This is a genomic window from Mesorhizobium sp. M0615 (assembly GCF_040320805.1).
In the GTDB taxonomy this organism is placed as follows: Bacteria; Pseudomonadota; Alphaproteobacteria; order Rhizobiales; family Rhizobiaceae; genus Mesorhizobium.
In genome coordinates, this window is sequence record NZ_JAMYQI010000007.1 from 362,836 (window position 1) to 383,834 (window position 20,999).

General features: G+C 63.8%; 16 protein-coding genes and 1 pseudogene. 7 read left to right on the plus strand and 10 right to left on the minus strand.

Annotated elements, in window-relative coordinates; translation table 11 throughout:
* Positions 1–62 precede the first annotated feature (62 nt).
* The 3 genes from rpoD to NKI46_RS15095 form a co-directional block, all read right to left on the minus strand.
* Positions 63–2,087, minus strand: a complete 2,025-nt coding sequence (rpoD, locus tag NKI46_RS15085; RefSeq protein WP_023672446.1) for an RNA polymerase sigma factor RpoD — start codon at positions 2,085–2,087, stop codon at positions 63–65.
* Positions 2,088–2,499: 412 nt separating this feature from the next.
* Entirely contained in the window at positions 2,500–4,440 is a 1,941-nt protein-coding gene (gene dnaG / locus NKI46_RS15090; protein ID WP_023683795.1) for a DNA primase, read from the minus strand.
* A 170-nt stretch (positions 4,441–4,610) separates the two neighbouring features.
* Positions 4,611–4,979 (minus strand): RcnB family protein, encoded by a 369-nt coding sequence (locus tag NKI46_RS15095; RefSeq protein ID WP_023672444.1) that lies wholly within the window; start codon positions 4,977–4,979, stop codon positions 4,611–4,613.
* A gap of 388 nt (positions 4,980–5,367) precedes the next feature.
* On the opposite strand from NKI46_RS15095, the gene NKI46_RS15100 reads away from it, so the two are divergent.
* Together NKI46_RS15100 and NKI46_RS15105 are read left to right on the plus strand one after the other, a co-directional pair.
* The gene (locus NKI46_RS15100) at positions 5,368–7,032 is read left to right on the plus strand and encodes a Na/Pi cotransporter family protein (protein WP_352746774.1); all 1,665 of its coding nucleotides are present in this window, start codon (positions 5,368–5,370) and stop codon (positions 7,030–7,032) included.
* Positions 7,033–7,127: 95 nt separating this feature from the next.
* Positions 7,128–8,309 carry an MFS transporter gene (locus NKI46_RS15105; RefSeq protein ID WP_352746777.1) on the plus strand — a complete coding sequence of 394 codons (1,182 nt, stop codon included), beginning with the start codon at positions 7,128–7,130 and terminating at the stop codon, positions 8,307–8,309.
* 7 nt (positions 8,310–8,316) lie between these two features.
* Here the strand turns inward: NKI46_RS15105 and NKI46_RS15110 are convergent, their stop codons facing one another.
* Together NKI46_RS15110 and NKI46_RS15115 are read right to left on the minus strand one after the other, a co-directional pair.
* The gene (locus tag NKI46_RS15110) at positions 8,317–8,874 is read right to left on the minus strand and encodes a GNAT family N-acetyltransferase (RefSeq protein ID WP_352673440.1); all 558 of its coding nucleotides are present in this window, start codon (positions 8,872–8,874) and stop codon (positions 8,317–8,319) included.
* Between the two features lie 115 nt (positions 8,875–8,989).
* Positions 8,990–9,439, minus strand: coding sequence for a GatB/YqeY domain-containing protein (locus NKI46_RS15115; protein ID WP_031195862.1), 450 nt, complete (start codon positions 9,437–9,439; stop codon positions 8,990–8,992).
* A 258-nt stretch (positions 9,440–9,697) separates the two neighbouring features.
* On the opposite strand from NKI46_RS15115, the gene carA reads away from it, so the two are divergent.
* A complete protein-coding gene (gene carA, locus NKI46_RS15120; RefSeq protein WP_352746780.1) occupies positions 9,698–10,915 on the plus strand; it encodes a glutamine-hydrolyzing carbamoyl-phosphate synthase small subunit in 1,218 nt (405 codons plus the stop codon).
* 263 nt (positions 10,916–11,178) lie between these two features.
* Here carA and NKI46_RS15125 read toward each other — a convergent pair.
* From NKI46_RS15125 to ypfJ, 3 genes and pseudogenes are all read right to left on the minus strand, one after another.
* Positions 11,179–12,098 (minus strand): annotated as a pseudogene (locus NKI46_RS15125) (aldo/keto reductase).
* Entirely contained in the window at positions 12,095–13,360 is a 1,266-nt protein-coding gene (locus NKI46_RS15130) for a TCR/Tet family MFS transporter (protein WP_023733296.1), read from the minus strand. The pseudogene NKI46_RS15125 and the gene NKI46_RS15130 overlap by 4 nt, the downstream one beginning before the upstream one ends.
* A gap of 176 nt (positions 13,361–13,536) precedes the next feature.
* Positions 13,537–14,472 carry a KPN_02809 family neutral zinc metallopeptidase gene (ypfJ, locus tag NKI46_RS15135; protein ID WP_023672436.1) on the minus strand — a complete coding sequence of 312 codons (936 nt, stop codon included), beginning with the start codon at positions 14,470–14,472 and terminating at the stop codon, positions 13,537–13,539.
* A 144-nt stretch (positions 14,473–14,616) separates the two neighbouring features.
* Here ypfJ and NKI46_RS15140 point away from each other — a divergent pair, with 144 nt between their 5' ends.
* Positions 14,617–16,725: a hypothetical protein gene (locus NKI46_RS15140; RefSeq protein WP_352746783.1), complete on the plus strand. Its 2,109-nt coding sequence runs from the start codon at positions 14,617–14,619 to the stop codon at positions 16,723–16,725.
* Positions 16,726–16,753: 28 nt separating this feature from the next.
* Here NKI46_RS15140 and NKI46_RS15145 read toward each other — a convergent pair whose 3' ends face one another.
* Positions 16,754–16,942 carry a hypothetical protein gene (locus NKI46_RS15145; protein ID WP_023672434.1) on the minus strand — a complete coding sequence of 63 codons (189 nt, stop codon included), beginning with the start codon at positions 16,940–16,942 and terminating at the stop codon, positions 16,754–16,756.
* A gap of 91 nt (positions 16,943–17,033) precedes the next feature.
* Positions 17,034–17,489, minus strand: a complete 456-nt coding sequence (gene mntR / locus NKI46_RS15150; protein WP_023672433.1) for a manganese-binding transcriptional regulator MntR — start codon at positions 17,487–17,489, stop codon at positions 17,034–17,036.
* Positions 17,490–17,746: 257 nt separating this feature from the next.
* On the opposite strand from mntR, the gene NKI46_RS15155 reads away from it, so the two are divergent.
* From NKI46_RS15155 to NKI46_RS15165, 3 genes are all read left to right on the plus strand, one after another.
* The gene (locus NKI46_RS15155) at positions 17,747–19,105 is read left to right on the plus strand and encodes an Nramp family divalent metal transporter (RefSeq protein ID WP_023705846.1); all 1,359 of its coding nucleotides are present in this window, start codon (positions 17,747–17,749) and stop codon (positions 19,103–19,105) included.
* A 53-nt stretch (positions 19,106–19,158) separates the two neighbouring features.
* Positions 19,159–20,016: a protein-L-isoaspartate O-methyltransferase family protein gene (locus NKI46_RS15160; RefSeq protein WP_023705847.1), complete on the plus strand. Its 858-nt coding sequence runs from the start codon at positions 19,159–19,161 to the stop codon at positions 20,014–20,016.
* A 116-nt stretch (positions 20,017–20,132) separates the two neighbouring features.
* The gene (locus tag NKI46_RS15165) at positions 20,133–20,783 is read left to right on the plus strand and encodes a dihydrofolate reductase family protein (protein ID WP_023705848.1); all 651 of its coding nucleotides are present in this window, start codon (positions 20,133–20,135) and stop codon (positions 20,781–20,783) included.
* The last annotated feature ends 216 nt before the right edge of the window (positions 20,784–20,999 follow it).

Here is a 20,999-nt window from a genome sequence, read left to right on the forward strand (position 1 = left end):
TTCACCCGGCAACAAAAAGGGCGCCATCGGCGCCCTTTTCGAATTCTGGTCTGTTGCCGGTATCAGCTGTCGAGGAAGCTCCTCAGCTTGCGGCTCCGGCTCGGGTGCTTGAGCTTGCGCAGCGCCTTGGCTTCGATCTGGCGGATACGCTCGCGCGTCACCGAGAACTGCTGGCCGACTTCTTCCAGCGTGTGGTCGGTGTTCATGCCGATGCCGAAGCGCATGCGCAGCACCCGCTCCTCGCGCGGCGTCAGCGAGGCGAGCACCCGCGTGGTGGTCTCGCGCAGATTGGCTTGGATCGCCGCATCGATCGGCAGGATCGCCATCTTGTCCTCGATGAAATCGCCCAGATGCGAATCCTCTTCGTCACCCACAGGGGTTTCGAGCGAGATCGGCTCCTTGGCGATCTTCAAGACCTTGCGCACTTTTTCGAGCGGCATTGCGAGCTTTTCTGCCAGTTCCTCCGGCGTCGGCTCGCGGCCGATTTCATGCAGCATCTGGCGCGACGTGCGCACGATCTTGTTGATCGTTTCGATCATGTGCACCGGGATGCGGATGGTGCGCGCCTGGTCGGCAATCGAACGCGTGATCGCCTGCCGGATCCACCATGTCGCATAGGTCGAGAACTTGTAGCCGCGGCGGTATTCGAATTTGTCGACCGCCTTCATCAAGCCGATATTGCCTTCCTGGATCAGGTCGAGGAACTGCAGGCCGCGATTGGTGTATTTCTTAGCGATGGAAATGACGAGGCGCAGGTTGGCCTCGACCATTTCCTTCTTGGCGATAGCGGCTTCGCGCTCGCCCTTCTGCACCTGGTTGACGATCTTGCGGAATTCCAGGATCGAGATCGCCGTCTCGGTGGCGAGGTTCTGGATTTCCGAACGCAGATCCTTGATCGCGTCCTTCTCGTTCTTGGTGAATTCCTTCCAGCCGCGCGAGGTGAGATTGCCGATCGAGCGTGTCCAGTTCGGGTCGAGCTCGGAGCCCTGATATTCCTTGAGGAACTCCTCGCGGCGCACGCCATAGCTTTCGGCCAGGCGCAGCAGCTTGCCTTCGTTCTGCACCAGCCGCTTGTTGATGTCGTAGAGCTGCTCGACCAGCGCCTCGATGCGCGCCGTGTTGAGCGACAGCGACTTCACCGCCTTGATCAGCTGGTCCTTCAGCTCCTTCAGGCGGCGGTCCTGGCTTGGCGACAGCGTGCCGGTCGCGGCCAGACGGTTCTCGACCTGCTGGTCCTGCAGCTTGCGCAGCTTCTTGTAGGTGTCGGCGATGACGTCGAGCGTCTCCATCACCTGCGGGCGCAGTTCCGCTTCCATCGCCGCCAGCGACAGGCTCGCCTCGTCCTCGTCTTCCTCGTCGTCATCGACCAGGCCGCGCGTGTCGGCGCCGACATTGGTGATGTCGTCTTCCTCGTCGCGTCCACGCCTCGGCTTGTCCTCGGCCTTGGGCGCCTCCTCGATGCGCTCGACCACCGGCGCCTGCTTGGCTTCGGGGCCGGCATAGGTGGCTTCGAGGTCGATGATCTCGCGCAGCAGGATCTTGGATTCGTTGAGCTCGTCACGCCAGATGATGATGGCCTGGAAGGTCAGCGGGCTTTCGCAGAGGCCCGCAATCATCGTCTCGCGGCCGGCCTCGATGCGCTTGGCGATCGCGATTTCGCCCTCGCGCGACAGGAGCTCGACCGAGCCCATCTCGCGCAGATACATGCGCACCGGGTCATCGGTGCGGTCGGTCGGCTCTTTCTTGGTGGTCGTGGCGGCGACGGCGGTGCCGGTCTGCTCGGCCAGCTCGTTGGCGTCTTCCTCGGCGTCGGCATTGCTGTCGGCGGCCTCGGGCTCCTCGCTCTGATCGTCGTCCTCGACCACGTTGATGCCCATGTCGGACAGCATCGCATTGATGTCTTCGATGCGATCCGGATCGGTCTCTTCCGACGGCAGCACCGCGTTCAGTTCGTCGAGAGTCACATAGCCGCGCTTCTTGGCGGCCTTGATCATCTTCTTGACAGCATCATCGGAAAGGTCGAGCAGAGGCCCATCGGTGGCGCCTTCACGTTCGGTCTCGACCTCTTCCTTTTCCTTTGTCGCCATAGTCTTTATCTTCTCCTAGCGGCCGAGCATCGAAGCCGCGTAGCTGCCGCACCGGTCAAACTACATGCGCTGGTGGCGCTTAACCGGGCCGGTAACCGAATCAACTCTTTTGTTTGTTCATATCGTGCCCCCAAAACCGGTTTTCACTTTTGGGCGATATGCATTAAGTCCAGATTAACCCTGATATCTGTGGCAGGCTGACAGCCTGTCCAGTGATCAGCACCTCGCGTCAGTGCATTTCCATCGACGCCGGCACGGGTTAAGGTTTCGAATCGTCCTGATTCCGTCATTCTGCCAGAAGGTCAAGCGCCTCTCGCATGATTCGCATCAAAAAAGCGAATCAATTACCCGACTTAGAGGCGTCGATTCGACGCGCAGCACGTACATCATCCATTCTTGCGCAGGTTTCGACCTACACGCGCCCACCCCTGCCCGAGGACACACCGAAGCCTTCGATCAGCGCTTCCGTTGCTTGTACATCACGGAACTGCGCCTGAATCTCGATGAGGTGCCGGTAGTTTTCGTCAGTGGGATCGCTGGCGAGCGCTGCTTCCGCCTGTTTCAGCTCCTTATGTAAGGTGCGCGCGCTGCGCTGCAAGTGCAGCGCCTGGTTGAAGGCGTCGCGGGCATCGTCAAGCGCTGCGGTTTCCAGCGCGGGCCATTGCCTGGCCCGTTGGATGAGCGCCACGGCGCGCCCCCAGATATCGCTGCAGCCGGCACGTTCGATGGTGGCGATCACCGCGCTACGGTCGTTGGCCATGTCGTGCGCCATCGCATCGAGGATGGCGGCGTGCAGCCGCTGCAGATCGGTGTTGGCGAGATCGAGGAACTCGACATGGGCGAAGTTCTCGTCGATCAGCGCCGGATGGTTGACGAGGGCTACGATGATCGTCGCCTCGCGCACCGACATCATCTCGCCACCGCGTTTGACCATGGCGGAGCGGCCGAGGCTTTCGGTGATCGCGGCGCGCGCGCCTGCCCCGCTGCCTTTGGCGAACTGTCCGCCGGGTGCGGGCGTTTTGCCCTGCCCCGGTTTCCAGTCCTGGCGACCTTGCCGCACTTCGCGCTGGGCGCTGAAGAAGGTCAGCTCCCGCTCGCGCATCCACTGCTGGTAGTGGTAGCGCTGGCTCTCATCGCGGATGCGGCTGGTCAGTTCGCGCAGCGTCTTTGTCAGCCCCGCCCGCCGCTCCGGCGTGTCGAAGACGCCACCGGATGTCTCACGCATCCACAACAAATCAGCGAGAGGCCGCGCTTCCGCCAGCACGGCACGAAACGCGTCCGGCCCTTCTGCCTTGACCAGATCGTCGGGATCCTTGCCCTCCGGCAACAGCGCAAAGCGCACCGACCGCCCGGCCTGCACCGACGGCAGCGCGAGATCCGCGGCCCGCCACGCCGCCTTCAGCCCGGCCTGGTCGCCGTCGAAGCACAGCATCGGCTCAGGCGCCATGCGCCACAGAAGTTCGAGCTGGTTTTCGGTGAGCGCGGTGCCGAGCGGCGCCACGGCATTCTCGAAGCCGGCCTGCGCCAGCGCAATCACGTCCATATAACCTTCGACGGCAATCACCGTGCCGCCTTTCGCCAGCGCTTTGCGGGCGCGGGCGAAATTGTAGAGCACGTTGCCCTTGTGGAAGAGCTCCGTGTCGGGCGAATTCATGTATTTGGCCAGCGCATCGGGCGCCAGTGCGCGGCCGCCAAAGGCGATGATCTTGCCGCGCGAATCCGGGATCGGGAACATGATGCGATCGCGGAACCAGTCATAGGAGACCGGGATGTCGTCGCCATGACGCACCAGCCCGCAGGCCTCGATGTCGGCCTTGGGCACACCCTTGGCGGCAAGATGTTCCTTCAGCGCATTGCGGCTGTCGGGCGCAAAGCCCAGCCGGAACGATTGCTGCGTCGCCGGCGTCAGCCCGCGATCCCTGAGATAGGCGCGGGCTTTTGCACCCTCCGGTCCTTGCAGCCGCTCCTGGAAGAAGGCAGTCGCCATCTCCATGACGTCGGTCAGACTGGCGCGTTCCTTCTCACGCTGTTCTTCCCGCTCGTCGCGCACCGGCATCGGCACGCCGGCCATGTCGGCGATCTTCTCGACCGCTTCGGGAAAGCTTAATCCGTCGAGCTCGGTCAGGAACTTGAAATGATCGCCCGACACCGAACAGCCGAAACAGTGATAGCGGCCCTTCTTGTCCTCGCAGTGGAAGGAGGGGCTCTTTTCGCCATGGAACGGACAACAGGCCCAATAGTCGCCGCGCGAGGCGTTGGTCTTCTTCCTGTCCCATGCGACGCGCTGGCCGATGACCGATGAAATCGGCACACGGTCGCGTATCTCATCGAGAAAGGCGGGCGGAAAGCGCATTGGGGAACTCGTTTGTCCCTCATATAATCATGCTCGCGGAATCCGACGACCCTTATTGCGGACCATACCCGGTTTCCACAGCCAAAAAGCCCGGTTCTACAGCCAAAAGAAAGGCGGCCCTTTCGGGCCGCCTCCTTTCAAGTCTCTGCATTGCGCCGGCGAGGCCGGGCTTAATGCGCGGCAATGGCGCCGAAGATGATGCCGGACAGGACGCTGACCAGCACATAGTCGTTGCCGACGCGGATCCATTCCTGGCCGCGGCCGGGGCGATGCAGGCCGTAGCGGCCATAATCGCGGATCGGCTGGTGCCGCTTCCAGCTGGAATATTTCTGGCCATTGCGCCAATGGCTGCGCTTGACGACCACCGTCTTCTTCACGACGCGCTTCCTGACATCGACATGCTTGCCGGGCCTCTGCCAGTCGACCCGCGTGTAATTCGACTGCGGTGCGACCGGTGCGTTCACCGGTGCGGCCTGGCCGGTAAGCGAAGTGGCGGCCAGCATCGAGAAAGCGAGGGCGGAAAGAACAACACGTTTCATAGCGGGGCTCCTTGGTTGTCGATGCCTAGGGAATAGCGCCCGAAGGATGAACCGAAACTGAACACTAGCATTACATTTACGCAATGAAATCCGGCGCTTATCCTGGATATTTGAACATCATCGCAAAGGCGATTGCCGGGAGTCCGGCAAACCGGGACGATCCGCTGCCATCACCAGGGATCCGCCATGCAACCATTTGCGCATCCGTCCATTTTCCGACACGCCCTGTCGCGCCGCGACGGCTCTTGAAATCGACAAGATTTTATTACCCGGCTAAAATATTCCGGATATTGTTCAAGACTGTCATGACCATGATTCGCAGCCCCGTTTTCATCCCTGCACTGCGCGCCCTCCGCGTCGCGGTAGCTGTCTGCGTGCGGGTTTCGAAATGAGCGGCTCCGTCGTTCTGCTGCATCTGGCGGGCTCGGTGGCGCTGATGCTGTTTGCCACCCGCATGGTCAAGACAGGCGTCGAGCGCGCCTATGGCGACGTGCTGCGTCACCGGCTGCGCTCCACCATGCGCAATCCGATCATGGCGGTGCTGGCCGGCTGCGGCCTGTCCATCGCGCTGCAGAGCTCGACCGCCGTCACGCTTCTCGTCGGCTCCTTCGCCGGCGCCGGCATCGTCTCGGGCATGTCGGGCCAATTGGCTGTGCGCGGCGCCGAGATCGGCTCGGCGCTGGTGGTCAAGCTCTTGACCTTCGATCTGACGCTGCTGGTGCCGATCTGCCTCGTCGCCGGCACGGTCATGTTCATGGCCACCGAGCGGCGCGACTGGCGCCAGTTCGGCCGCATCCTGGTCGGCATCGGCCTTTTGGTACTGTCGCTGGAGATGATCGGCCAGGCCTCGGAGCCGCTGCGCCAGAGCACGCTGATGCCGCTCATCATCGAATATTTCTCCAGCGACTACGTCACCGCCTATCTGCTCGCCGCGCTCCTTACCTGGCTCTTCCACTCCTCAATCGCCGCCGTGCTTTTGATGGTCACGCTGGCCGGGCGCGGCTTCATCCCGCCCGAACTCGGCATCGTGCTGGTGCTCGGCGTCAATCTCGGCTCGTCGATCATCGCGCCGCTGCTCACCCGAAGTGCCGAACCTGGCGTGCGCGTCGTGCCGATCGGCAATCTGTTGATGCGCGGCATGGGCTCGCTGGTGATGCTGATCCTGTTCATGACGCTGAAGCCACCGGTCGCCTTCCTCGGCGCCACCGTGCCCGACCAGATCGTCAACGCCCACATACTGTTCAATGTGCTGATCCTGCTCGCCGGCCTGCCGCTTGCCAGCCTGATCTATCGTGCTTCCGAGAAGATCGTCGCAATGGGCACCAAGCCGGCGCCGGCTACAGAGCTCGATGTGGTCGAACTCTCCGCCCTCAACGACGGCGCGCTCGACGTTCCGAGCCAGGCGCTGGCCAACGCCACCCGCGAGGTGGTCCGCGTCTGCGAGACGGTCGAGATCATGCTCAAGCGTATCATCGAGCTGTATGAAAGCGCCGACGGCGACAAGATCAAGGCGCTGGCCGCCCTTGACGACCGCGTCGACAGGAAGCACGCGGCGATCAAGCTCTATCTGGCCAAATTGACCAGGAACTCGCTCACAGAGGACGAGGCGCTGCGCTGCCAGGAGCTGATAGGCGCCTGCGTCAAGCTTGAGCAGGTCGGCGACATCATCGTGCGCAACATGCTGGTGCATGTGAAGAAGAAGTTCGAGCGCGGGCTGGAGTTCACGCCCGAGGGCTGGAGCGAGCTGCTCGCCTTTCACACCTCGGTGCTGGCCAATGCCAGGCTTGCCTTCAACGTGCTGGTGTCGCGCGACCCTGAGACTGCCCGCCAGCTGGTGCTGGAAAAGGACCGGCTGCGCGACCGCGAAAAGGAAACCAGCGCCAGCCATTTCGTGCGCCTGCGCGACGGCACCGCCAAGAGCGTCGAGACCAGCTCCATCCACCTCGACACCATCCGCGACCTGAAGCAGATCAACTCGCTGCTGGCGTCGATGGCCTACCCGGTGCTGGAAGAGCGCGGCCTGCTCGGCGGCTCCAGGTTGAAGGCGAGCTGATCAAGAAAACCTAAACCGGCCGCAAAAATTTCTGCATTGCCGGCAAGCGCCATCCATGATTTGAGGCCAACTCGTTCAAGGATCGCTTCCGCGCCATGCTTCCGCTCATTGCCCTGTTCATCGCCGCCTTCGCTTTCGGCACCACCGAATTCGTCATTGCCGGCGTGCTGCCGCAAGTGGCCGACGGCCTTGGCGTTTCGATCCCGACCTCCGGCTATCTCGTCTCAGGCTATGCCGGCGGCATCGCGGTTGGCGGGCCATTGCTGGCGCTCGCCACCAAGGGCATTCCCCGCAAGACGCTGCTGCTTTGCCTGACCGTCGCCTTCACCATCGGCCAGGCCGCTTGCGCGCTAGCGCCCGATTTTACCTCGATGCTGCTCTTGCGCATTGCGGTCGCCGTCGCACACGGCGCCTATTTCGGCGTCGCCATGGTGGTGGCTGTCGGCCTCGTGCCCGAGGACAAGCGCGGCATGGCCGTGGCTGTGATCCTCTCCGGCCTCACCGTATCCAATGTCATCGGCGTGCCGGCCGGCACCGCAATCGGCAATCTCTGGGGCTGGCGCGCCACCTTCTGGGTGATGTGCGCGCTGGGCGTGGTGGCGTTTGCCGCCATGGCCGCCCTCCTGCCGCGCAAAACGGGCGCATCGAGCCCATCCACCAGCCTTGGCAGCGAGGTTCGCGTGCTGGCGCGCCAGCAAGTCTGGACCTCGCTGATCCTGATGCTGACGTTGATGATCGGCCAGTTCGGCCTGTTCACCTACATCACCCCGACACTGCTTGAGGTGACCCATCTCGACGAGAGCCTGATCCCCTGGGTGCTGCTGCTCAACGGCGTCGGCGCCACCGTCGGTGTGTTTCTCGGCGGCAAGCTTTCCGATTGGAAGCTGATGCCGTCGCTGATCACCATGCTTGCGCTGCAGGCGGTGATGTTGGGCGTGATCTATGCCGTCAGCCCCTACCCCGTGCCGATGGTCATCGCCATCGTTATCTGGGGTGGCCTCAACTTCGCCATAGGCACGCCGATCCAGACCCGCATCCTGGCCTGGACGGCGGACGCCTCCAACCTCGCCTCCTCGCTCATCCCCTCCGGCTTCAATGTCGGCATCGCGCTCGCCGCGTCGCTGGGCGCCGCCATGCTCAATGCCGGCTACGGCTACCGCAGCCTGCCGGTTGTGGGCGCTGCCGCCATGCTGGTCGCGGTGGTGGTGGCACTTGCCTCCTACATCTGGGAGGGGCGCAGCCGGGCAGCGCCGCCGCTGCCCGCACCGGCCGAATAGCGTCGGACTACAAATCGATCCGGAACAACAAACTCTCGGCGCCGCCATACGCGGCGTCCTTGATGAACGAACCGACCACACGGCCGCCATTGGCCAGCACCACCTTCTGCGAGGCCGGATTGTCGAGGTCGGTGGTGATCTCGACATATGGCAAACCAACAGCCTTCGCCTCCTCCAGCATCAGCCGCAGCGCCTCGGTCGCATAGCCTCGTCCGCGCTTCCACGGCACCACGGCATAGCCGATATGGCCGAGCACATGCGACGGCAGCGCGGCCGTACCCGGCTGCCAGCGAAAGCCGATCGAGCCGGCGGCCTCGCCGTCCCAGATCCAGCGCCGGAACCCCGGGAGCCGCGGCACGGTCGTGCCGTCCGGCAAGGTAATCGGGCCTCCTTTGGCCTCGGGATCGTCGAGGCTGGCAAGGAACGCCGCGGGATCCTCGTCGATCGCCGCAAGTTGCTCGCGCGTCGCTTCCATCAGCCGGACATTGTCCGGCGACCAGCCACGCTCGAGCGCCGCCTTGTAGGAGGGCAGATGTTCGAGCGTGGGTTTGACGATTTCGATTATGGTGGGGCTCTCCGGCAGGTCAAGGCTTGGCTCGCTTAAGCCGGTGCGGACCGTTTCTTGCCCAGAGGTGATGTCCCGCCCCTGCTCTCCTTCGCCACTGAAGCGGTGTCGGCTCTTACTGCAGCAGGCCTTTGACGATGCCGCTAGCCTTGCCGAAATCCATCTGGCCGGCATATTTCTGCTTCAGCGCGGCGATCACCTTGCCCATGTCCTTTTGGCTGGCGGCACCGGTCGCAACGATCGCCTCGCGCGCCGCAGCTGTTACGGCGGCGTCGTCCAACGGCGTCGGCAGGAAGCCGCGGATGATCTCCATCTCGCCACGCTCCTGCGCCGCCAGTTCCGGGCGCTTGCCGTCCTCGAACGCCTTGGCCGATTCCTCGCGCTGCTTCACCATCTTGGCCAGGATCTGCAGGATCTCCTCGTCGCTGGCGGGGTCCTTGGCCGAGCCGCGATTGGCGATGTCGCGGTCGTGGATGGCGGCCTGGATCAGCCTGAGCGTCGGCAGGCGGTGCTTGTCCTGCGCCTTCATCGCGCTTTTCAGGGATTCAGCGATTTTTGCGCGCATGATGCTTTCTCCTTCGAACGGCGCGGACAATAACCGCGGCCCATCCGCAAAGCAAACGCGCCAAAGCCCTGATATCGTTTGACGAAACAAATGCTCGCCGTTTTGGCACGGCATCATTGACCGCTCTGGCGCCTTCCCCTATGTACTCGGCCTTGCATAAGACAAAGAATTGATGCGCGCAGGCTTGAGAGATCGGCCGCGCCGTTTGCTGCGCAGATGGCCCGCCATCGAAGCGCGCAGCGTGACAGGAGCGTCGCCATGGCCGAGATGACCCCCGAACTGACCCCGCCTTGGGCAACCGAAAAGCCGACCGCCGTCCTGGTGCTGGCCGACGGCACCGTCATCGAGGGTCGCGGCCTCGGCGCCACCGGTTCCGCCGTTGCCGAAGTCTGCTTCAACACCGCGCTCACCGGCTACCAGGAAATTCTCACCGACCCGTCCTATGCCGGCCAGATCGTCACCTTCACCTTCCCGCATATCGGCAACATCGGCACCAATGACGAGGACATCGAGGACTTGAACCCGGTCGCCCGTGCAGGCGCCGTTGGCGCGGTGTTCAAGGCCGATGTCACCAACCCGTCCAACTACCGCGCCGACACCGGGCTGGACCAGTGGCTGAAGAAGCGCGGCATCGTCGCGCTGTCGGGCATCGACACCCGGGCGCTGACCGCGCTGATCCGCGAAAAGGGCATGCCCAATGCCGTCATTGCGCACGCGCCCGACGGCATCTTCGACATCGACGATTTGAAGCGGCGCGCCGCCGCCTGGTCGGGCCTGATCGGGCTTGACCTCGCCAAGGAAGTCACCTCGGGCCAGTCCTCGGTCTGGCGTGAAACGCCCTGGGTATGGAACGAAGGCTTTGGCGAACAGGCCGAGCCGTCGATGCACGTCGTCGCCATCGACTACGGCGTCAAGCGTAACATCCTTCGCCTGCTTTCCGGCCTCGGCGCCAAGGTCACCGTGGTTCCGGCCGGCACCGGCTCGGAAGAGATCCTGGCCATGCAGCCCGACGGCATCTTCCTCTCCAACGGCCCCGGCGACCCGGAAGCCACCGGCGACTACGCCGTGCCGGTCATCCAGGACCTGCTCAAGACCGACATCCCGGTATTCGGCATCTGCCTCGGCCACCAGATTCTGGCCCTGGCGCTGGGCGGCAAGACCGCCAAGATGCACCAGGGCCATCACGGCGCCAACCACCCGGTCAAGGATCATACCACCGGCAAGGTCGAGATCGTCTCGATGAACCACGGCTTTGCCGTCGATGCCGACTCCTTGCCCGAGGGCGTCGAGGAAACCCATGTCTCGCTGTTCGACGGCTCGAACTGCGGCATCGCGCTGACCGGACGTCCGGTGTTCTCGGTCCAGCACCACCCCGAGGCCTCGCCCGGCCCGCAGGACTCGCACTATCTGTTCCGCCGCTTCGTCAACCTGATCCGCGAAAAGCGCGGCGAGGAATTGCTGGCCGAACGGGTTTGATTTTACAGGTCTTCGCCTAGCCGTTGCCCAGATCGTGATGCTCCGAATAGCCGGAGTTACAAACGCGGCGCGATTGCCCTTGTCTTGGGTCAATGGAATAAACCGGTCAACCGGTCTGTTTGTGACGGCGCGAAGCGACGAAGGCTTCGAGAGCGCCGACGGCATCCCCTGAGCCCAAGCCCTCCTCATCGCTTCGCTTGCGCGCCGCATTAACGGACGAAGCACACACCTATGGCGGGTTCGAAGTTCGCGCCTGGGTAACCTTACGCCACCGGCCGGCCTTCGCTGGCCTCCAGTATGGCGAACCATTGCTGGCGGTCGAGGTCGATCTCCAGCGCCTTGACCATGACGGCCAGCCGCTCGGGCTTCATCGTGCCGAGCACCGGCGCCAGCCGCGCCGGATGACGCAGCAGCCAGGCGATGGCGACGGCGGCGAGATCGCCGGCGCCGATCTCGGCAGCCACCGCCGCGATTGCCGCCCTGACCCGCGCCTCGCGCCCTTCCTTGCCGGTGAACAGCAAGCCGCCGCCGAGCGGCGACCAGATCATCGCGCATAGCCGAGGCGTTGCGCGTGATCGAGGCTGCCATCCATCAGCGCATTGGTCTTCAGCACCGACATCTCGATCTGGTTGGTGGCCAAGGCAAACGGCAGCCGCGAAGCCAGAAGGTCGAACTGCGACGGCGTGAAATTGGAGACCCCGACCGCTCTCACCTTGCCCGACTTGACCAGCCCGGCAAGGGCCGCCGCCGTCTCGTCGGCATCCATCAGCGGATCCGGCCGGTGCAGCAGCAACAGGTCGAGATAGTCGGTGCCGAGATTGGCGAGCGAACGGTCGACCGAGGCGGCAATGTGGGCCGCACTGGTGTCGTAATGCTTCAGCCGGTTCAGAGGCCGGTTGGCCGATGCCAGAATGATGTCGCATTTCGAGATCAGCTCGATGCTGTCGCGCTTGCCCTTCCAGCGCGACAAGCCGGCGCCAAAGGCAGCTTCCACCTGGTAATGCCCGTAAATATCGGCATGGTCGAAGCTGGTAAGGCCGAGATCGACCGCAGTGCCGATCAGCCGCGCGATCTGGTCGGCGTCCGGGCGCGCGGCGCTGTCGAGCAGGCGCCAGGCGCCGAACACCAGCCGCGACAGCGACAAACCGTCCTTGGTCAGCTCTATGCGGCTGTCATGGCTCATATCTGGGCTCCATCTTCCGCAGCGCCGGTGGCAACGCTTCTCACCGCCGTCGGCCTCGCAACTTTCGTCACAAAGACAATGACCGCAAGCGTCAGGAAGCACGCGCCAACCAGATAGGGGGCGCCGCCGAACACTACGGGCGCATTCGGTCCGGTGAACCAGGAAAAGATCGCGGTGTAGAGCAGCGGCGTGATGATCGAGGTGATCGAGAAGATCGACGTCATCGCACCCTGCAATTCGCCTTGCGCCGATGGCGGCACCTTGGCGGCGGCAAGGCTTCTCAGCGGCGGATCGGCCAGTGCTTCGAGGCAGCCGACGACGATCACCGCATAGATCATCCAGCCTTGCGAGGCGAAGGCGTAGCCGAAGGCGCTGGCCGCAGTAAATGTCAGGCCGATCACCGCCGTCCTCCATTCGCCAAGTTTGGGGATCACGCGCGGCAGCACCGTCGCCATGACGATCGCCCCACACAGGCCGAAGGCGCCGAGCGAGAAGCCGATCTGCTGCTCGCTCCAACCATAACGATAATTGGACACGAACGACCACACCGCAGGATACATCATGTGGCCGAGCGTCATCAGGAAGAAGGCGAGCCCGATCCAGCCGATGCCCTGATATTGGCGCATCTGCAGCAGCGTGCCGACCGGGTTGGCGCGTTTCCACTCGAAGCGGCGGCGGTGCTTTTCATCGAGCGTTTCAGGCAGGAAGAACATGGCGATGAGGAAGTTCACGAAGGCAAGCCCGGCGGCAAAGTAAAACGGCACTCGCGGCCCGAACGTGCCGAGCAGCCCGCCCAGCACCGGCCCAATGACGAAGCCGACGCCGAAGGCGATGCCGAGCAGACCGAAATTCTTCGCCCGGTTGTCGTCGTTCGAGATGTCGGCAATGAAGGCCGACGTCGTCGAATAGCTGGCGCCCGAAACGCCGGCCAGCACGCGGCCGATGAACAGCATCGGATAGGACCAGGCGATGGCGCAGATCAGATTGTCGATCGAGAATGTAAGCACCGAGGCAAGCAGGATCGGCCGCCGCCCGAAGCGGTCGCTCAATCCACCCATGATTGGCGCGAAGAAGAACTGCATCGCCGCATAGACGAAGAACAGCCAGCCGCCTTCGATCGCCGCTTCGCTGATGCCGACGCCGGAAAGCTCCCTGAGAAAGGCCGGCAACACCGGCATGATCATGCCGAAGCCGATAATGTCGAGCAGCAGCGTGGTGAAGACGAGCGCAAGGCCCCGCCTGGCGGTTTTGGGGTCGATCATGATGGCGTCTGCTCCCTGGGACCGCCCTTGGGCGGGCGCCCGTTATAGGCGAGGCGCCACTTTGGAACAATAGGAGAACGCCTCAGGCGTTCTCCTCCTGACATCTGTTGCCGGTGGTGAATCGGCCCGCCGACGGATGCGCTTTGAACCGCGGTCGGCTGGAACTTGCGAGCGCCTCAAACCGGACCGGTCAGCGTGTTGCAATCCGACAGCTTGCCGCTCTTGTAGCCGCGCGCCAGCCAGGTCTGCCTTTGCTGCGACGTCCCGTGGTTGAAGCTTTCCGGAACGACATAGCCCTGCATCTTCTTCTGCAGCGTATCGTCGCCGATCTGCTTGGCGGCGTTGAGCGCCTCTTCGATGTCGCCCTGTTCCAGAATGCCCTTCTGCGCGGTGAAATGCGCCCAAACGCCGGCGAAGCAGTCGGCCTGCAGCTCGATGCGCACCGACATCTGGTTGGCTTCCGCCTCACCCATCGACTGCCGCATCTGGTTGAACTTGGGCAGGATGCCGGTGAGGTTCTGCACATGGTGACCGACTTCATGGGCGATCACATATGCCTGGGCGAAATCCCCCGAGGCGCCGAACTGCTGGTCGAGCTGCTGGAAGAAGGTGGTGTCGAGGTAGACCTTGTGGTCGCCGGGACAATAGAACGGTCCGGCTGCCGTCGAGGCGGAGCCGCAGGCCGAGCGGATCTGGCCGCTGAACAGCACAAGCTTCGGGTCCTCGTATTTCAGGCCCTGCGACTGGAAGATGCCGGTCCAGGTCTCTTCGGTCTCGGCCAGCACGGTCGCCACGAACTGCTTCATCTCGTCGGAAGCAGGCGTGCCGGCGCCGTCGTCCTGGCCGCCGCTGTTGTCGGTAATCTGGCCACCGCCACCCGGCAGCACGCCGCCGCCGTCGCCGCTGCCCAGGATCTGCGACGGGTCGAAGCCGAAATACCATCCGGCCAGCACCACGAGGACGACCAGCAATATGCTGCCGCCGCCGCCGGTGCGGCCGCCGATCGGGATGCGGAACTGGCCAGGGCTGCCGCCGCCGAAACCACCACCGCCGCCGCTGTCGCTGCGCTCGTCCTCGACATTGTCACTCTGACGGCGGCCCTTCCAGAGCATGGCAACTCCCCGTATGCAAATTTCGGCTGGCGTGGCCGATGTCGTGGCCCAGTCCGACCCAACAGACAATTATCGCAATGGTTGCGCCAAGTCACAGTATTTTTCGTGGCAGCGGCATCGTGTTCGCACTCTGGTCGAGGCGGCATGCGCGCTGTAGCATCCGGTTCGAACGGGGGTGTCGGGGACTTGCGGACGATCGGTCGATTTCTGCTGCTGGCGGTGGTGCTATGCCTCGGCCCGTCGCCGGCGCGCGCCGTGACGCTCGATTCCAGCGTCGCCGTAACCGATCCCGAGACATTGCAGGCGCTTGAGCGTGGCGGCCTCTCGATCAGCCGCCTGCTCGGCCCGGCGCTGGGTCTCACGCGCGAGGTCGACAATCGGGGCCTGTTTTCGGTGCGCGCGCTGACCCCTGTGCGCAACGCCGTCAAGCAGGAGATCGCCGACGAGCCTGCCAATAGCCCCGATCCTTACGTCGCGGCCATGGTCAAGTCGAAGGACACCAGCCAGAAATTCAACCCGAAATACATCGACGATGACGGCTCGACGCTCGACCTGACCGGCGTCGTCAACCGCATGGACCGCGGCTATCTCGGCCACACCGAATGCGGCGAGATCAGGCTGATCTACCGCTTCCACTATTCGGTGGCGGAGAAGCCCACGAAGGGAAAGACAGCGCAACGCATCTCGTCGCGGCTGCCGCTGACCATGGGTCTGGTCTTCAACGCCAGGCCCGGCGAGGCTCGCCCCCGCGCTTCGAGAGACCGTCCAAGCGCCACCGCCGTTTCCTGTGCCGAAATCGCCAAGCGCTGGCTCGCCGCCGGCCAGAAGAACCTTGCGCCCGAGCAACTGGCAGCCTGGCTGCGCTCCGACGAAGGGCCGCTCTCCAACGCCATGCTGAATTCGTCGCAGATCATGCGGCTTGAGCTGAACATGCAGGTTCTCCGGCTGTCGGCCTCGAGCCGCCGCGACTTCGGTGGCCACGCCGAATATCTCCTCAAGATTTTCAAATGGGACCCAACGACGTCCACCTTCCAGGAATCGAAGATGGAGAACCAGATCGACCGGAAAGTGGTTCTGGCCGACCGGCCGGCCTTCGCCAAATGGCTGCTCACCGACCGCAACCTCTACGACCTCGATCGCGGCCGGCTGGTCATCGACGACAAGTTCCTGGCGACCAGCGCCGTCTCGGTCGCACCCGGCGGCATGGCCAGGTCGCAAAACAATATCGCCTATGGGCTGCTCGACGATGCCGACATCGACAAGGCACTGCAGGACTATGTCGCCAAGGGCAACGAGCTGCGCAGCGTGAAATCGGTGGCCGGCTTCAATCTGCGTCTCAACGAAATGACCTGCACCGGCTGCCACCAGACGCACGGCATTGCCGGCTTCCATTACACCGGCGCCGATCCGGCCAGCGAGCCGCGCCGCAACGCCGTCTTCGTCCCCGGCTCGGCGGTGTTCTTCGCCGACCTGCCTCGCCGCCGCGCCATCGTCGAGGACTTCGCCGCCGGCGGCCATCCGGATTTCTCACGCGGCTTCGCCGCCCGTCCGGACGCCAAACTCGCCGAAGCGCTGAAAGGCACCGATCTCTACAATGGCTGGGGCTCGATCTGCTACAGCGGCAAGGATGCCAGCTTCAAGGACTGGAGCTGCGGCGAAAGCCTGCGCTGCGCCGGCGTCCATGAAAGCGACATCCATCCGGGCTTCGGCACCTGCGTCAGCGAGGCGGCCACCGCAGTCGGCGACCCCGTCGAGTTCGGCGAGATTAAGATGTCGAGCTGGGGCAGCGACAACTATTGCCGCCTGTCGCCGGCCACCGCAAAAGCCTGCGCCATCGATCCGGCGCGCGACAAGAAACCGGTAATCAAGCTCGCCGGCTATGGCGCGGCGCGCCAACGCTACGACAACCCCGAGCAGAAGACCGGTGGCTTTCCCGGGGGCATGCTGCGCAAGGCAAGCTGCGACAAGCTTCCCGACGAGGCGACTTGCGGCCGCCTCGCCAAGACCGGTTTCAACGACTGCATCGCGTCGGGCAAGGACCACAAATTCTGCACCAAGGAATTCACCAAGACCGCCGGCCTGCGCGCCTGCGACAAGGCGCATCCCTGCCGCGAGGACTATATCTGCACCGCCGGCTACGACGATCTGGCCGCAGCCAAGCCTGGCAAGGGCTCCTGCATTCCGCCCTATTTCATATTCCAGTTCCGCGTCGACGGCCATCCGCGCAGTTGGGTGCAGGACACCGAGGAATGAGCGGCAGGTTGCCGCTTGCGAACAGAACTCAGATCTTCTGCTTGGTGCCGGCGCTTTTGCCGTCCGAGCTTTTGGAGCGTTCCTCGAAACGCGCGGCGCCCTTTTTCAGCGCATGGCCGGTTTCGACCTCGGTCTTGCGTTCGTCCTTTGCCGCTGCCTGCCTCAAACCCTCGGCCGCCTGCTTGCCCTTCGCGGTCGGTGCCTGTTCGACGCCCATGTTTTCCTCCTTGGCGCGCGACAATCACGCGCAACGTCAGGAGCAACGAGCCTGACGTGCGGAGGTTCCAGTGGTGCGGCCCCGGCACCCCTCAGCGCGGCGCGATCATCGCCTTGCGAAAGGCTTCCAGCGTCTCGGCGCTGACATGATGCTCGATGCCCTCGGCATCGATGCGCGCCGTCTCGGCGCTGACACCGAGCGAACGCAAAAACGCTTCTACCGTCTGGTGGCGGATGCGGCTCTCTTCCGCCACCTTGCGCCCGGCGTCGGTCAGGAACACACCGCGATAGGGTTTTCTGGAAACGAGCCCGTCGGCGCACAGCCTGGTCAGCATCTTGGCCACCGTCGGCTGGGCGACACCGAGCCGCGCAGCAATATCGACCTGACGCGCCTCATTGCCGTCCTCGATCAGGTCGGCGATCAGCTCGACATAATCCTCGACCAGCGCGCCGCGGCGCGCTTCGCGCTGCTGCCGGAACCCTTTCGAATGAATCTCGGCGTCAGGCAGCGGCTCCTCGCGTCCAACCGGTCTGTGCTTCAGCGCCAACACGCGCTCCTTCCCATCTTTTGACAAGAATCGGCTTTGGGCAAAGCAATCGCCCTTTGCCATTCATAGCACGGGCTTAACTGTTCCAGCCGTTTATTTCCATTCCATGGTAGGCGCAACCGGCGTTTGCGATCCCCGGCCGGCCTGCCGGTCGGCGCAACAGGAAGCACATACAATGAAATATAGCCTATTGCATAATGTTGAGCCCTGGCATAGATAGGATGACGTCAACCGATCCACCCAGTGGAAAGCCCTCCATGTCCGAAGCTGACGCTACCTTGGGATCATCCTGGCGATTTGACAGGCCGGAGGACAATCCTCCCAGCCTGCGCGAGGTGAACTCCACGATCGCGGTGCCGCAGTCCGGCGTCTGGTTCCGTCGCCTGTTCGCCTTCATGGGACCGGGCTACATGGTCTCGGTCGGCTATATGGATCCGGGCAACTGGGCCACCGACCTCGCCGGCGGCGCCCAGTTCGGCTACACGCTATTGTTCATCATCATGCTGTCCAACCTGATGGCGATCCTGCTGCAGGCGCTTGCCGCCCGGCTTGGCATCGCCACCGGCCGCGACCTCGCCCAGGCCTGCCGCGCCTATTATCCGCGTCCCGTCAGTTTCGTGCTGTGGATCGCCTGCGAACTCGCCATCATCGCCTGCGACCTCGCCGAGGTGATCGGCACGGCGATCGCGCTGCAGCTTCTGTTCGGCATTCCGCTGATCGGCGGCGCGTTGCTGACGGCGCTCGACGCCTTCATCGTGCTGCTCTTGATGAACAAGGGTTTCCGCTATCTCGAAGCCTTCGTCATCGCGCTTCTGATCATCATCTTCGGCTGTTTCGCCATCCAGATCTTTGCCGCTGCCCCTCCGGTCGGCTCGATCCTGCATTCGATGTTCGTGCCGTCGACGGAGATCGTCACCAATCCGGCGATGCTCTACATCGCCATCGGCATCATCGGCGCCACGGTGATGCCGCACAATCTCTACCTGCACTCCTCGATCGTACAGACACGCGCCTATGAACGGACCGAAAAAGGCAAGCGCGACGCCATTAAATGGGCGACGACGGACTCGACCATCGCGCTCGTCCTGGCGCTGTTCGTCAACTCCTCGATCCTGATCGTCTCGGCGGTGGCCTTCCATGGCACCGGCCATCAGGATGTCGCCGAGATCGGCCAGGCCTTCGAGCTCTTGTCGCCACTGCTCGGCCTCGGCATCGCCTCCATCCTGTTTGCGGTGGCGCTACTGGCCTCCGGCCTCAACTCGACGGTTACGGCAACGCTTGCCGGCCAGATCGTCATGGAAGGCTTTTTGCGCCTGCGCATTCCGCAATGGGCGCGCCGGCTGCTGACGCGCGGCATCGCCATCGTCCCGGTGGTGGTCGTCACCGCGCTCTATGGCGAAAAGGGCACCGGCCAGTTGCTGGTCTTCAGCCAGGTGGTACTGTCGATGCAGCTGCCCTTCGCAGTCATCCCGCTGGTGCAGTTCGTCTCCGACAAGAAGAAGATGGGCAACCTTGCCATTCCCCGCGGCGTGGCGGCCCTCGCCTGGGTGGTCGCGGCGGTCATCCTGGTGCTCAACTTCAAGCTGCTCTACGACACCGTCTTCGGCGTCGGCTGATTCTCATTCCCGACCGCGACAAACCGGCGGCTTGCGCTATCTTGCTCGCCATCATGACAAGTGTCGAAGACGCCAGGAAATTTTACGCGCAGCTGATGGCGGCCAATGCCGGCTCGGCCGACCCGCGCCTCGAAGAGGCGTTCGCCACCGTTCCGCGCGAGGCCTTTCTCGGTCCCGGACCCTGGGCGGTAGTCGCCGGCAGGGCGCTCACCACCGGCAACGGCAAGATCATGACGCCGAGCGCCGATCCTGTTCACATCTATCAGGACGTGCTGGTGGCGCTCGATGCCGACAAGGGCATCAACAATGGCGAACCCTCCCTGCACGCCATGTGGATCGGCAGGATCGCCCCCAGACCGGACGAGGCCGTCAGCCATATCGGCGCCGGCACCGGCTACTACACCGCCTTGCTGGCCCGGCTGGTTGCGCCCGGCCCGGTGACCGCCTTCGAACTGGAGGCCGATCTTGCTGCCAGAGCGACAAAGAATCTCGAGACCTACGGCAATGTAAGCGTCATCCACGGCGATGCCGTCACCGGCGATCTGCCGCCGTCCGACATCATCTATGTCAATGCCGGTGTCGTCGCACCGCCGGCTGCCTGGCTGCGGGCGCTGAAAGCGGGCGGCCGCATGATCTTTCCCTGGCGCCCGTCCCAGGGCGTCGGCCTGGCCGTAATGGTGACCCGCACCAAACAAGGTTTTGCCTGCGACCCCTTCATGCGCTCGTGGTTCATCCCCTGCGTCGGCGCCTCGGTCGCCGGTTCGGCGGCCAAAATCCCCGACCTCCAGAAGGCCGCGCGCAGCCGTTCGATCTGGCTGACATCAGACAGGGCGCCGGACCGGACCGCCACCGCCATCATCGGCGATGTCTGGTTTTCGTCGCAGGCGCTTGGCGGCGGGCGACGGCGGTAGGTACTCTTGTCGGCCGCAGCGTTTTTTTGCCAACGCCTGTCGGGCGGCCGCCGGCCTGTCCGTCCTTAGATCGAAATCCGGCCCTGACGGCGCGGATCCTGGAAAAGGAAAATCCAATGCGAAAGATCATCGCCGCTACCTTCGTCAGCCTCGACGGCGTCATGCAGGCGCCGGGCGGCCCGGAAGAAGACCCGGTTGGCGGCTTCGAGTTCGGCGGCTGGACGTTCCACTACTTCGACGAGGTGGCGGGCGTGGCCATGGAGGAATTGTTCTCTAAGCCCTTCGCCCTGCTGCTCGGCCGCAGAACCTACGACATCTTCGCCGCTTACTGGCCGTATCAGAAAGATGCCATCGGAGACGTCTTCAACCCTGCCACTAAATATGTGGCGACGCATCGGCCGGATTCGCTCACCTGGGAAAATACGCAATGGCTTGGAGAAGATATCGTCGCGGCGTTGCGCCGCCTCAAGAAGGAAGATGGGCCTGACCTGCTCATCCAGGGTTCGAGCGAGCTGATCCAGACTTTGCTCGCCAACGGGCTGATCGACGAGATCCGGTTGATGATCTTCCCGCTGCTGCTGGGCAAGGGCAAGCGGCTGTTTGGCGACGGCGCGATGCCGGCCGCCTTCAAGCTGGTGAAGTCGCAGGCTACCACCACCGGCGTCATGATGGCGACCTACGAACGCGGGGGTGAGGTCAAGGTCGGGTCGTTCGCCACGCAAGAGCCGTCAGAGGCAGAGCTCGAGCGACGCAAGAACTGGAAGTAACAGAGGCGGGCACCTTTCCTCTCCCTCCGGAGGGGGGAGAGGTGGCGCTGCGAAGCAGCGACGGAGTGGGGGAACCACCTGGCAACGGTCGCCAACGGACATTGAACAGGGACAAGGCGCAAGAATCCTGCCGTACCGCGCTAAGGGTCGGGGGGGCCCGCGCCGGCGGGGGGGGGGGGGCCAGCCCCCCCGCCGCCGCGGGGGGGGTGGGAGAGG